Raw genomic sequence first — 12,742 nt, forward strand, 5'->3', positions numbered from 1 at the left:
GGTCCTACCAGGAGTGGGGTGCGGGTTTCCGGGTGCTGGGCAGTGCGTTGTTGAGGCGCCATTCGTGGATCCACTCGGGCAGCACCAGATCAGCCGGCGGCGCCCCGAACGCGGCGATGATCTCCTCGTTGCCGACCGGCCCGGAGGACGAGACGAGTCGCGTCGCGATGAACGCCCGCGCGTAGATCTCGCCGTCGGCCACGGCGCGCTGCTCGAAATAGATGGCGCGCTCGTCCAGGCCGATGATGCGCGTCTCCACGGTGTAGCGCTGGCCGAGCTGGAGCGATTTGCGGAAGCTGATGGTCTCCCCGGCGGCCACCGGGCTCCACCCGCGGCGGCGCATCAGCCGCCACACCCCGCTGCGCACCATCAGGTCGAAGCGGCCGAGGTCGAAGACCGAGAAGTACATCCCGTTGTTCATGTGCATCGCGATGTCGATGTCCGTGAGGAGGACCCGGAGGGTGACACTGCTGGATCCCCAGATACCGAGGCGCGATCGCCTGCCGGATCGGAAGAGCTGCAGCATCGTGCGGAGGATCAGGTGCATGGACAAGATATTACTCGCCAGTAACATAAGCGGGGTCGGACGCACCCGCCTACACTCGGTGGATGGACCAGGCCTCCCCGCACGCCCTTCCGTTCAGCCGGTACCGGGAGTTGCTGGACCGGGAGTACCGGATCCTCGCCGACCTCGTCCCCTCCACCCTCGACCTGCCCGTGCCCGCGTGCCCGGGCTGGACGGGCGAGGACCTCGCCCGCCACACCGCGATCGTGTTCCTCCACAAGGCGGAGACCATCCGGACGGGCGAGCGCCCGAGCCACGGGTGGCCTCCCGTGAGCATCGGCAGCTTCCCGCCGCAGGCACTGCTCGCCCATTCCTTCACCAGCCTCACCGACCAGTTCGACCGGCACCGCCCGGAGGATCCGGTGGAGACGTTCGTCCCCTGGGACCAGACCGTCGGATTCTGGATCCGGAGGCTCACCCACGAGACCGCGATCCACCGGGTGGACCTCGAGGACACGGCAGGGGGCGACCCCACCCCGATGGACCCGGATCTCACCGTGGACGGCATCGACGAGGTGCTGACCGTGATGCTCGTCCGCAGCCAGCCGGACCACGCGGCGTCCGGAGCGGTGGTACGCCTCGAGGCGGGCGGGCACTCCTGGGACGTCCGCCTAGCCCCGGGGCAGGTCGAGGTCACGCGTGACGCGACGGCGAACGGGCAGCCGACCGTCCGGGCGGAGCCGCAGGCGCTGCTCCTGTGGCTGTGGGGCCGCGCGCCGCAGCCCCTCCCGCCGTCGGATGCCGTCGAGGAACTCCGCGCACGCCTGGCCCGGGCCCTCTAAACGGAATAGATCCTCCGGATCCCGGGTTGGCACCAGCAGGAAGCAACCGAGCATGAGGAGCAGCAATGACCGCCAGTACCCAGATCCAGCTCGTCCGCCGTCCGGTCGGCGCGCCGACCCAGGAGGACTTCGCCACCGTGGCAGTGGAGCTGCCCGGACTCGGAGAGGACGAAGTGCGCGTCCGTAACGAGTACGTGTCCGTGGACCCCTACATGCGCGGCCGGATGAACGACTCCACGTCGTACGTCGCGCCCTTCGGACTCAACGAGACCATGACCGGCGGAGCGGTGGGCCGGGTGGTGGAATCCACGTCCGAGGCGATGCCCGTCGGCGCGGCGGTCCTCCACGGCTACGGATGGCGCGACGTCGCGCAGGGTCCGGCCACCCACTTCTCCCCCCTGCCCGAGACGGAACTGCCGCTGTCCGTCTTCCTCGGTGCCGCGGGCATGACCGGACTCACCGCCTACGCGGGACTCAAGCGGGTGGCCGGACTGAAGGAGGGCGACGTCGTCTTCATCTCCGGCGCGGCCGGCGCGGTCGGCTCCATCGCGGGCCAGATCGCCCGCAAGCTGGGCGCCTCGCGCGTGATCGGCTCGGCCGGCTCAGCGGAGAAGGTGGCCCTCCTCAAGGAGAAGTACGGCTACGACGAGGCGTTCAACTACAAGGACGCCCCCGTGCGCCGGCAACTCCGCGACCTCACGCCGGACGGGATCGACGTCTACTTCGACAACGTGGGCGGGGACCACCTCGAGGCCGCGATCGACCGCCTCAACACCGGAGGCCGTGCGGCCCTGTGCGGCGCGATCTCCCAGTACAACAACACCGAGCGAACCCCCGGCCCCGACAACATGGCGAACCTGGTCACGCGGTCCCTCACGCTGGAGGGCTTCATCGTGGGCCAGCACCAGGACCTGCAGGCCGAATTCGCCGAGCGCATGACCGGCTGGCTCGCCGATGGCAGCATCGTGTTCGACGAGACCGTGGTGGACGGCATCCAGAACGCCGTCGAAGCCTTCCTGGACATGATGAACGGCGCCAACACCGGCAAGATGCTCGTCCGCGCCTGAGCACCCGTGTCGCAGTCCGCCGCCCGGCGGGCTGCGCTACTGGCGCCAGCGTCCACGGACACGACGACCACCGCCGTGGGCAAGGCCGGCCCGTACCTGCGCTACCTCATCGAGGCGCGCACCCGCTTCCCGACGGCCGACCCGGCCGTCGATCCGGGCGCGGACTCAGGCGTCCGCGGAGACGAGCAGGGCCGCTTCGAGCCGCTTGCGCTGGTCCACGGGCAGGAGCGCGCGGTACTGGGGGAATTCCCGGAGGAACTCGCGCACCCGCGGGCAGTAGGGCACGACGGCGATGCGCCGCTGGTGGGCATTGAGGAGTACCCGACGGATCAGCGCGGGTTCGACGTCCACGGGGTCGAACTGCGGATCGACGACGGCCTGGATCAGCACGGCGTGCGAACCCTTCATCTCGTACTTGACGTGGCCCACCATGGTGCCGTCGCTGAAGAGCTCGAAGCGCGAGAACAGGGAATTGTCGCGGAAGCCCCCGCGCGCCTTGGTGGGTTCGCTGCGTGTCTCGGCCTGCACCTCGCGGCGCTCGATCTCCTCGACCAGCAGCTCGTAGTGGTGAACGGCTTCCATCGCGGGGAAGTCGCGGTCGAGCATCCGGTACGTCTGGTTGCAGAGGACCCTCAGCTGCCGGTTCGACACGATGGAGAGGTCGGTGGGGAAGCCCGCGTCATCCGGCCGGGCTGCCGGATTCCGGGTGGCTTCAGGGACCACGGCCATCCCGAACTGCTGGGGGGCAGCGGCCTGCGCTGTCTGGGTACGGTAATCGGCGAACGAAGAAGATCGCATGGTCAGCTCCACGATGGTGGTTCAAAGGCCCGCTGCTAGGCTCTACGACAACTATACCGTGTCCCGGACCGATCCGAAATCGGACATTCTTCACATACCGTTCCCGCCGCTGCACGATCCGATGCGGGCTTGAGTGAAACTTGAGGAGCCAAAGGAGCCCACCCGGACGCCGAGCGGACTATCGTGACAGGAGGACCGGCAGTCCGCGTCCGGATGATCCTGGACCCGAGGAGCCCGCGTTGCAGCCCCAGACAGCCTGTGCGGCCATGACGGAATCCTCCCTGACCCTCCACGAGGTGTACCTCCACTACCTCAATTCGGGTGGCTTCTTCGACGAGTTCGAGATGGATGCCTATCTCCACGGCCTCACCCCGCTGCCCCGCGAGGAACGTGACTGCATCGCCCAGGCCGTGAACGAACTCATCGACGACCTGCTCGCGAGCGGCGTACGGGGCCGCCCGTCACGCGCGTCGTACAGCCGCGCCCCTGAGCCGCTGCACTCCCCGCAGCCCGCGCGCGGGACGCCGTCCACCGGTCACGCAGGCCGCCACGGGACAGGGCCTACCCGACGGGCGTGACGGTGAGCGCGATCGCAGCGCAGGCGGCCGGGACACGACGGAGCAGGGCACACCTCGTCCCGGCGCTCCGCCCCGGCGAACCGACAGGATATCCCAACCACGAAGGAACCCGGCGGGGGTGTTTGACGGGAGGATCGCCGCGGGACAGGCTGGTGCCGACCCCCTCACCTCCCGACCAGGAGCACCACCATGGCACCCGCCCCCACCGTCCTGCTCCGCAGCGGCGCACACCTCCCCCTCCTCGGCCTCGGCACGTGGCCGCTGAACGACGCCGAGGCCGCGGACACCGTGGACCTCGCCCTCAGGACCGGCTACCGGCTGATCGATACGGCGGAGAACTACCGGAACGAGCGGGGCGTCGGGGAGGGCATCCGCCGCTCCGGAGTCCCGCGGGAGGAGCTCTTCGTCGCCACGAAGTTCAACCGTGAACACCACAGCCGGGACGGCGTCCGGCGCGCCTTCGAGACCAGCGCCGGCCTGCTGGGCCTCGACTACGTCGACCTGCTGCTGGTCCACTGGCCCAATCCCGGCCAGGGGCGCCAGGTGGAAGCGGTCGAGGGCATCGTCGCGCTGCTGGAGGAGGGCCTCGTCCGCGCGGTGGGCACCTCGAACTACAAGCCGGCGCATCTGCAGCAGGTCATCGACGCCGGGATGATCCCCGACGTGAACCAGATCCAGCTCGACCCGCAGCGGCCGCGCATCGTGGAACGCGCGTTCCACAACGACCACGGCATCGTGACCCAGGCCTGGAGCCCGCTGGGCCAGGGCAGCGGGCTGCTCGACGAGCCCGCCGTCGTCGCGATCGCCGAGGCGCACGGCCGGACCCCCGCGCAGGTGGTGCTGCGCTGGCACGTACAGCAGGGCATGGTCGCCATCCCGAAGTCCTCGAACCCCGAGCGGCTGGCCCGGAACCTGGACATCTTCGACTTCGAGCTCTCCGGGGCGGAGCTGGCCGCCCTCTACGTTCTCGACGCCGGCCGGGCCGACGTCGTCGACTCGGACGAGTTCGGGCACTGAGCCGGCGCGCGGCCCGGGTGGTACAGCGGCCGGGTCCGCCCTAGGGCCAGAGCATCTCCCGGCGCCAGCCTTCACCGAAACGGCTGTACAGCAGGCGGGTGTGGCGCCGCTCCTGGTCGGCCTGCCAGAACTCGACGACGTCGGGCGCCACGGTGAAGACCGTCCAGGTGGTCGAGGCGAGGCGGTCCGCCGCCTCGATGCGGCGCACCTGCTCCGCCACCGCGGTGTCGACGTCGTCCCGGCTGCGCACCACCGTGCTCTGGCTGCCAGCCAGCACCAGGGCACGGGCCACCGGGTGGCGGCGCTGGAAATCGGCGTCGTTCTCCTCCGTGGTTCCGGTGGAGACCGCCCCCCGGATCCTGACCTGGCGGCCGGCCTCCGGCCAGAAGAAGGTCAGCGCGGCGGAGGGAGTCCCCGCCAGCTGGCGGCCCTTCGGACTGTCGCTGCTGGAGGCCACCTGCCATCCCTCGGGCGTCAGGTCCTTCAGGATCACGATGCGCGCATCCGGCAGGCCGTCATCCCCCACCGTCGCGAGGTTGAGCGCGTGGGGAGCGGCGACGCCGTCCTCCACCGCCCGCTGCAGCCATTCGACGAACAGCGGGATCGGGGAATCGGGAGCTGCCGCAGGGTCGAAGGGCGGCATCTCGTCGGGGAACACCGGAACGCCGCGGACGATGTCGCGGATCATGCCTGGATCGCTCATGCGGCCAGCCTAGCCCTCGTGCCCTGCGGCATCCGCCCGACTGCTGCTCAACCCGGCGCCCCGGGCCTCCCCCCGGGATGCCGTTCCCCGGGCCGGGGCATAGAGTCGGTGGATGCCAGCGCACCAGGACCACTACGTCGGACCCCGAGACCTCACCCGGTGGACGTCGCCGGTGGGCCGGTTCCTCGTCCGGTGCGTCCGCCCGCTCGCCCGCTGGGCCGGTCCGCATGCGGCCCTGCTGCTCCTCATCGCGGTCGGCGGCGGGGTCGCCGCTGCCCTCACCGCGGCGTCGGCCGAAGTGTACGAGTCGGTGGTGGAGGCCGACGGCGTCGCAGCCCTGGACCAGCCGGCCCTGGACCTCGCCGTGTCGATGCGCGAGGGCTGGTTCGACGCCTTCATCACCGGCTACACGAACATCGGCGGGCCGATCGGCATGCCCATCCTCGCCGTGTCGATCATGGTGCTGCTCGCGGTCCACCGCCGCTCCTGGACCCCCGTGATCCTGCTGCCGGCCGCGGCGTTCGGCTCCCTCCTCATGACGGTCGCCGGCAAGGATGCGATCGGCCGCCTGCGTCCGCCCATCGACCTGGCCGTCCCGCCCTACGAGTCCTCGCCGTCGTTCCCCAGCGGGCATTCCCTCAACGCCGTCGTCGTCGCCGGCATCGTGGCGTACCTCCTCGTCCTGCGGCAGGAGCGCAAGCGCACCCGCGCGCTGACCGTCACCCTCGCCGTCGCCTTCGCCGTGACCATGGGCCTCAGCCGGGTCTACCTCGGCCACCACTGGCTCACGGACGTGCTGGTCGCCTGGACGCTCGGGGTCGCCTGGCTCGCCGTCGTCATCACCGCGCACCGGCTCTACCTGACGTTCCGCCTGCACCGGACAGCCACCCGTGGCGTCCCCGCCTGAGCAGCCCAACGCCGGCCCGATGCCCGCCCTGCGGCCGCTCCGGCGGGACGCCCGGCACAACCGCGAGGTGGTCCTCGCCGCCGCCCGGCGCATGTTCGCCGTCCACGGCGCGGAGTGCAGCTTCGAGGACATCGCCCGCGAGGCCGGGGTGGGCGTGGGGACCGTGTACCGACGGTTCCCCGATCGCCGCACCCTCATCGAGGCCATCCTCGAACAGCGCGTGACGGACGTCGACGCGGCGGTCTCCGAGGCCCTCGCGCTCGAGGACACCTGGGCGGCAGCGCGCCTGTTCATCGGTTCGGCGGCCCGCATGCAGCTCGAGGACCGCGGACTGCGCGAGCTCCTGCACGACCACGGCTTCGTGTCCGCGGGGCTCGCGATGCTGCGGCATCGGATCGCTCCGGCCGCCGAGGAGTTCGCCGCACGGCTGAGGCACGCCGGCGCGCGGGAGGACCTCACCGGCGACGACGTGCTGGTGCTCATCCGCATGCTGGGCTCACTGCCTCCGGAGGCAGGCACGGCGGCCGCGACCGGCCGGGATGCGGGGTTCGAGCGATACCTCGGCCTCGTCCTGGACGGCGTCCGCCGGCGGCCGGCCGCGGAAGGATAAGCAGAACCGACGGATTTCCGTCAAGAATAATGATTACCCCTTACCGACGGCCCGCTTCATACTGGGGGGTGCCATACAGGCATCCCCCACCCAGGAACGGACGATGATGTCGGACAAATCAGCCCTGCAAGGCTCACGATCGGTGTTGCGGCGCAAACCGATCGACAACGTCGAGGACGAGACGGGCCGCTCGACCCTGTTCAAGAGCCTCGGCCTCTGGCAGCTGACCGCCATCGGCGTCGGCGGCATCATCGGCGTCGGGATCTTCACGCTCGCGGGGCTCGTCGCGAACGGCGGCCCGGACGGCGAGCCGGTGGGCCCGGCCGTCCTCATCTCCTTCCTCATCGCGGGCCTGGCCAGTGCGGCCGCCGCGCTGTCCTACGCCGAGTTCGCCGGGATGATCCCCCGCGCCGGCTCCGCCTACACCTACGGCTACGTGGCCCTCGGTGAGATCATCGGCTGGTTCATCGGCTGGGACCTGCTCCTCGAGTACATCGCGATCGTGGCCGTCGTGGCCATCGGCATCTCGGGGTACTTCACCGAGTTCATGTCCGGCATCGGCGTCACCGTGCCCACGTGGATGCAGGGCACGCCGGACACGATCGAGGGCGGCGTGATCAACGTGCCGGCCATCGTGGTCTGCCTGCTCGTCACCTTCATCCTCAGCCGCGGCACCAAGACCTTCGGCCGGTTCGAACTCATCGCGGTCGGCCTGAAGATCCTGCTGATCCTCGGCATCGTGGGCCTCGGCTTCTTCTACGTGAACGCCGAGAACTACTCACCGTTCGTCCCGTCCGGTTTCGGCGCCGTCTTCGCCGGTGCCGCCACCGTGTTCTTCGCCGTGTTCGGGTACGACGCCATGAGCACCGCCGCCGAGGAGGCCAAGGACGGCAAGAAGCACATGCCGAAGGCCATCCTCCTGTCCCTCCTCATCGCGATGATCCTGTACGTCCTGGCGACCCTCGTCCTCACCGGGATGCAGAACTACAAGGACATCAGCCCCACCGCAGGCTTCGCCTCGGCCTTCCAGTCCGTGGGGCTCCCCGTCGTCGCGACGATCATCTCGGCCTTCGCCGTCATCTCCATCCTCACCGTCATGCTGACCTTCCTCCTCGGCGTCACCCGGGTCTGGTTCTCGATGAGCCGCGACGGGCTCCTGCCGGCCTGGTTCTCGACGACGGACCGCAACGGCACGCCGCAGCGCGTCACCTGGATCGCCGGGATCGCCTCGGCGTTCCTCGCCGGGGTGTTCCCCATCCGAGCCGTCGCCGACCTCACCAACATCGGCATCCTCGCGGCGTTCGTCGTCGTCTGCATCGCGGTGATCGTCCTGCGGCGCACACGTCCCGAGGTGCCCCGGACGTTCAAGCTGCCGCTGATGCCGATCGTCCCCGCGTTCGGCGTCCTCGCATCGCTGTTCCTGATGCTGCAGCTGCACTGGGAGACGTGGCTGCGCTTCGGCGTGTGGCTCCTGATCGGCCTCGCCATCTACTTCTTCTACGGCCGGAAGCACTCGCTCATGAACCCGGACAGCCCGCGCCACGCGCTCATGAAGCAGCAGGCCTAGCCTTCACCGGGTGGGACGGGGCCCGCGTCACGAACGTGCGGCGGGCCCCGCCAGCTCCTATCCTCGACAGGTGCGCGGCCTCCCCGCGGCCCGAGACCCACCTCCCCCACCACCGAAGGACCAGCCCCCCATGGACCTCTTCCGGACCAAGTCCATCGAGCAGTCGATCAAGGACTCCGATGAAAAGGGGCACGGCCTCAAACGGTCCCTCACCACGTGGGACCTCATGGTGATGGGCGTCGCCGTCGCCGTGGGCGCCGGCATCTTCTCGGTGGGCGCGCAGGCCGCCGCCTTCAACGCGGGCCCCGCGGTGACCATCTCCTTCGTCCTCGCCGCGATCACGTGCGCCCTCGCGATCATGTGCTACGCCGAGTTCGCGACGGCACTGCCCGTCGCGGGAAGCGCCTACGTCTTCACCTACGCCACGATGGGTGAGCTGATCGCCTGGATCATCGGCTGGAACCTGATCCTCGAGCTGCTCATGGCCGCCGCGGTCATCGCGAAGTTCTGGGGCGTCTACCTCTCCGATCTGTTCAGCGCGCTCGACCTCGACGTCCCCGCGGAGGTCAGCCTGCTGGGCCTCGACCTCGCCTGGGGGCCGCTGCTGATCGTCGCGGTCTTCACCGCCGTCCTGATCTGGGGCACCAAGCTGTCCGCGCGGGTCAACAGCGTCTTCACGATCATCAAGATCGGCATCGTGCTGTTCGTGATCGTCGTGGGCTTCTTCTACGTGAACCCCGAGAACTACACGCCGTTCATCCCCGCCTCCGAGCCGGCGACGGACGGCGGCACCGGCTGGGCCGACCAGCCCTTCCTCTCCTTCCTCAGCGGGGCCACACCGGCCGCCTTCGGTTTCACCGGCATCATCTCGGGCGCGGCGCTGGTATTCTTCGCATTCATCGGGTTCGACGTCGTCGCCACCTCCGCCGAGGAGGTGAAGAACCCGAGCCGCACCCTCCCCCGCGGCATCTTCGCGGGCCTCGCCGTCGTCAGCGTGCTCTACATCCTGGTGACCCTGGTCGTGACCGGCATGGTCCCCTACACCGAGCTCGGGGCCTCCGGCGCCCCCTCGCTCGCCACCGCCTTCCAGCTGGTCGGCGCGGACTGGGCCGCGGGCGTCATCTCTGTGGGCAGCCTGATCGGGCTGACCACCGTGATCATGGTGCTGCTGATGGGCCTGGCGCGCGTGATCTTCGCGCTCAGCCGCGACGGGCTGATGCCGCGCGCGCTCAGCCGCACCTCGGACAAGCATGGGACGCCGGCGCGGACGCAGGTGCTCTGCGGTGTGGTCGTCGCCCTGCTCGCCGGGTTCACGCAGGTGGAGGTCCTCGCCGAGATGATCAACATCGGCACGCTGTCCGCCTTCATCACGGTGAGCCTCGGGATCATCGTCCTGCGCCACAAGCGGCCGGACCTCACGCCGGCCTTCCGCGTCCCGTTCGGCAAGGTCATCCCGATCGCCTCCGCCCTCCTCTGCCTCTACCTGATGTTCAACCTCGCCACCATCACGTGGCTGTTCTTCGCGGGGTGGCTGGTACTCGGCTTCGCCATCTACTTCGCCTACGGCAACCGGCATTCCCGCCTCGGGGCGCAGCAGCGCACGGAGGCGGAGGATTCCGCGTCCGTGTGAGGTGCGCGGGCGTCCCGGACACGAGATGATGGTCTCCCCGGGGTAGCGTCGCCGGGGGACCGCCGAGCCGATCAGGAGAACCACGATGTCCCAGGATCCCTATCCCAGCGAACTCCCCTCCCCCGGCCACAGGAACCCGTACGACGGCGGTGCCTACGGGAATCCCGGCGGCTACCCGCCGGGCAGCCCCTACCAGCCGACCGGCAGCTATCCGTCGGGCCTCTACCAGTCCTCGTACCAGACGATGGAGGGCGAGAAGGCGGCCCAGCTCTCCCTGATCCTCGGCCTCGTGGGGTTCTTCGTGGCGGGCATCATCCTCGGGCCGCTCGCCATCTGGCAGGCCCGGAAGGCCGAACGCCTCGGCGTGCCCGCCACCGCGGGGAAGGTCCTCGGCTGGATCGTCACGGCCCTCTACGCGCTCGCGATCCTGGCCGGCATCCTGTTCGTCGTCCTCATCATCGTGGGATTCGGCGCCACGGCCAGTTTCGGCGGCTGACCAGCGGTTCCAGCGGCCGACGGCCACTCGGGTCGGCGGCCCCTCAGAGCGTGGGGAACAGGTGGGTGGCCTGCTCGCCCGCCTCGAACACGCGCGAGTGCGGCCCCGTCCCGACGATCAGCGGATCGGGCGTCCCCACGATGTCGTGGTCCTTCTCGTCGTAGTCGAGGACGTACAGGATGTAGCGCATCGCCTCGATCCGGGCCCGCTTCTTGTCATTGCTCTTGATGACCGTCCACGGGGCATCGGCCGTGTTCGTGTAGAAGAACATCGCCTCCTTGGCCGCCGTGTACTCGTCCCACTTGTCGAGGGACTGCAGGTCCATGGGGCTGAGCTTCCAGCGCCGCACCGGGTCCGTGTGTCGCTTGGCGAAGCGGCGCCGCTGTTCCGCCTGCGACACCGAGAACCAGAACTTGGTGAGATGCGTGTCGCTGCGGACGAGCATGCGTTCGAATTCGGGGGCCTGCCGCATGAACTCGAGGTACTCCGTGGGCGAGCAGAACCCCATGACGCGCTCCACCCCGGCCCGGTTGTACCAGGACCGGTCGAACAGCACGATCTCGCCGCCCGAGGGGAGCGTGGAGACGTAGCGCTGGAAGTACCACTGCGTCTTCTCCTTGTCGCTCGGCTTGTCCAGGGCCACGATCCGCGCGCCGCGCGGGTTCAGGTTCTCCATGAAGCGCTTGATGGTCCCGCCCTTGCCGGCGGCGTCACGCCCCTCGAACACCAGCGCGACCTTGGCCTCGTTCGCCCTGACCCATCCCTGCATCTTGAGCAGTTCGATCTGGAGGGCCCGCTTGGCCGTCTGGTACTCCCGCTCCGTCATCTTCTTCTTGTACGGGTAGTCCTCGCGCCACGTCGGCTGGTCCGGGTGCGGCAGGAGCATGGGGGCATCGCCCGCCGTGTGGGGGCTGGGGACCGGGATGGCCGGCGCTTCGAGGGCGGGGGCGCTGTCGACCACGGCGCCGTTGCGGACTGCTTTTCCTGAACTCATCCCTGGTCCTCCGGATTCGACCGTGCCGCGCGGATGCCCCATCCTCTCAGAGAAAGCGCCCCGGAGATACGGTGCCGGGAGATACGGTGCCGGGGAATCCCCGGCGCCCCCCACGGGTTACAGCCCACGACCGACCCGCCGAGCAAGGAGCACCCGTGACCCATGTCCCGACCCCTGAGGAACGCTGGCTCCGCTTCCGGGCCTCCCGTGATGCGGCACTGGCCGAGGAGCACGGCTGGCTGACCCTGACCTCCTTCCAGTGGCTCGGCAGGGAGCCGGCGCGGGTCGACGTCGTGCCCGGGCTCTGGTCCTCCACGGGCGACGCCGCGCGGCTGACCGCAGGGGCGTCGGACGGCCTGACCGACCTGACCGATCCGACCGGCGGCAGGATCGTGGAGGGGACCGTCGAGGCGACCCTCGACGACGAGGGATCGCTGATGTGGGTGGCGCACGGCGGGGCGGACGGACGCCGCGTCGTCGTCGAACTGGCGCGGCGCGCCGGCCGCTACGCCCTCCGGACCAGGGATGCCTCCTCGCCCACGCTGACCCGCTTCACCGGCGTACCCACCTTCGACTACCGGCCCGATCTCGTGGTGGAGGGACGGTTCGAACCGTACGGGGAGCCCCTGCACGAACCGACCCCCACCGCCCACCCGAAGGTGCCGGGCATGCACGAGACGGCAGGCGACGTGGTCTTCTCCCTTCCCGGCACCCGCCGCCCGTTCCGGCTCCACGCCGCCCAGGACGCGTCAGGGGCGCTCTCGATCACCTTCCACGACACGACGAACGGCATCACCACCGCGGCATGGCGCAAGGTGACCACGCGCCGGCCCCGCCCGGACGGCGGAGTGGTCCTCGACTTCAACCGGGCGATCAACTACCCGAGCGCCTTCACGCTCTACGGGACCTGCCCCGCGCCGGTCGGCGCGAACGTGGTCGACGCCCCCATCGAGGCGGGGGAGAGAAGCCCGGCGGGCGTTCCGGCGGCGTCCGGGGCCTCCATGACGGGGTAGATGCACGGGAGGAAC

Annotated in this window: 14 protein-coding genes; 10 read left to right on the plus strand and 4 right to left on the minus strand. The window is 69.8% G+C overall.

The window, feature by feature from the left end:
* Window positions 1-4: 4 nt before the first annotated feature.
* Complete coding sequence (locus RY94_RS04160; RefSeq protein ID WP_043442106.1) at window positions 5-547, minus strand: acyl-CoA thioesterase; 543 nt, start codon at window positions 545-547, stop codon at window positions 5-7.
* A 62-nt stretch (window positions 548-609) separates the two neighbouring features.
* Here RY94_RS04160 and RY94_RS04165 point away from each other — a divergent pair, with 62 nt between their 5' ends.
* On the plus strand, window positions 610-1,347 hold the full coding sequence (locus RY94_RS04165) for a maleylpyruvate isomerase family mycothiol-dependent enzyme (RefSeq protein ID WP_052273917.1): 738 nt from the start codon (window positions 610-612) through the stop codon (window positions 1,345-1,347).
* Window positions 1,348-1,412: 65 nt separating this feature from the next.
* Window positions 1,413-2,414, plus strand: a complete 1,002-nt coding sequence (locus tag RY94_RS04170; protein ID WP_043442109.1) for an NADP-dependent oxidoreductase — start codon at window positions 1,413-1,415, stop codon at window positions 2,412-2,414.
* 165 nt (window positions 2,415-2,579) lie between these two features.
* Here RY94_RS04170 and RY94_RS16625 read toward each other — a convergent pair whose 3' ends face one another.
* Window positions 2,580-3,212, minus strand: a complete 633-nt coding sequence (locus tag RY94_RS16625) for a GNAT family N-acetyltransferase (RefSeq protein ID WP_156135011.1) — start codon at window positions 3,210-3,212, stop codon at window positions 2,580-2,582.
* Between the two features lie 266 nt (window positions 3,213-3,478).
* Between RY94_RS16625 and RY94_RS16630 the strand changes: the two genes are divergently transcribed.
* Both RY94_RS16630 and RY94_RS04185 read left to right on the plus strand, forming a co-directional pair.
* Entirely contained in the window at window positions 3,479-3,790 is a 312-nt protein-coding gene (locus tag RY94_RS16630) for a hypothetical protein (RefSeq protein ID WP_052273919.1), read from the plus strand.
* A gap of 189 nt (window positions 3,791-3,979) precedes the next feature.
* On the plus strand, window positions 3,980-4,807 hold the full coding sequence (locus RY94_RS04185) for an aldo/keto reductase (RefSeq protein ID WP_043442112.1): 828 nt from the start codon (window positions 3,980-3,982) through the stop codon (window positions 4,805-4,807).
* Between the two features lie 40 nt (window positions 4,808-4,847).
* On the opposite strand, the gene RY94_RS04190 is transcribed toward RY94_RS04185, so the two are convergent.
* On the minus strand, window positions 4,848-5,510 hold the full coding sequence (locus tag RY94_RS04190) for a pyridoxine/pyridoxamine 5'-phosphate oxidase (RefSeq protein ID WP_231554410.1): 663 nt from the start codon (window positions 5,508-5,510) through the stop codon (window positions 4,848-4,850).
* 112 nt (window positions 5,511-5,622) lie between these two features.
* Here RY94_RS04190 and RY94_RS04195 point away from each other — a divergent pair, with 112 nt between their 5' ends.
* The 5 genes from RY94_RS04195 to RY94_RS16640 all read left to right on the plus strand — a co-directional run bounded on the left by RY94_RS04195 (window position 5,623) and on the right by RY94_RS16640 (window position 10,720).
* Window positions 5,623-6,417, plus strand: a complete 795-nt coding sequence (locus RY94_RS04195; protein ID WP_043442117.1) for a phosphatase PAP2 family protein — start codon at window positions 5,623-5,625, stop codon at window positions 6,415-6,417.
* Window positions 6,401-7,027: a TetR/AcrR family transcriptional regulator gene (locus RY94_RS16635; RefSeq protein ID WP_052273920.1), complete on the plus strand. Its 627-nt coding sequence runs from the start codon at window positions 6,401-6,403 to the stop codon at window positions 7,025-7,027. Before RY94_RS04195 ends, RY94_RS16635 begins: the two co-directional genes overlap by 17 nt.
* 106 nt (window positions 7,028-7,133) lie before the next feature.
* On the plus strand, window positions 7,134-8,594 hold the full coding sequence (locus RY94_RS04205) for an amino acid permease (RefSeq protein WP_043443540.1): 1,461 nt from the start codon (window positions 7,134-7,136) through the stop codon (window positions 8,592-8,594).
* A gap of 130 nt (window positions 8,595-8,724) precedes the next feature.
* The gene (locus RY94_RS04210; protein ID WP_043442120.1) at window positions 8,725-10,224 is read left to right on the plus strand and encodes an APC family permease; all 1,500 of its coding nucleotides are present in this window, start codon (window positions 8,725-8,727) and stop codon (window positions 10,222-10,224) included.
* Between the two features lie 85 nt (window positions 10,225-10,309).
* Window positions 10,310-10,720 (plus strand): DUF4190 domain-containing protein, encoded by a 411-nt coding sequence (locus RY94_RS16640; protein WP_052273921.1) that lies wholly within the window; start codon window positions 10,310-10,312, stop codon window positions 10,718-10,720.
* Window positions 10,721-10,763: 43 nt separating this feature from the next.
* Here RY94_RS16640 and ppk2 read toward each other — a convergent pair whose 3' ends face one another.
* Window positions 10,764-11,714: a polyphosphate kinase 2 gene (gene ppk2 / locus RY94_RS04220; protein ID WP_082046041.1), complete on the minus strand. Its 951-nt coding sequence runs from the start codon at window positions 11,712-11,714 to the stop codon at window positions 10,764-10,766.
* Between the two features lie 155 nt (window positions 11,715-11,869).
* Here ppk2 and RY94_RS04225 point away from each other — a divergent pair, with 155 nt between their 5' ends.
* On the plus strand, window positions 11,870-12,727 hold the full coding sequence (locus RY94_RS04225) for a DUF1684 domain-containing protein (RefSeq protein ID WP_052273922.1): 858 nt from the start codon (window positions 11,870-11,872) through the stop codon (window positions 12,725-12,727).
* The last annotated feature ends 15 nt before the right edge of the window (window positions 12,728-12,742 follow it).

The organism is Arthrobacter sp. L77 (assembly GCF_000816565.1).
Lineage (GTDB): Bacteria > Actinomycetota > Actinomycetes > Actinomycetales > Micrococcaceae > Arthrobacter_D > Arthrobacter_D antioxidans.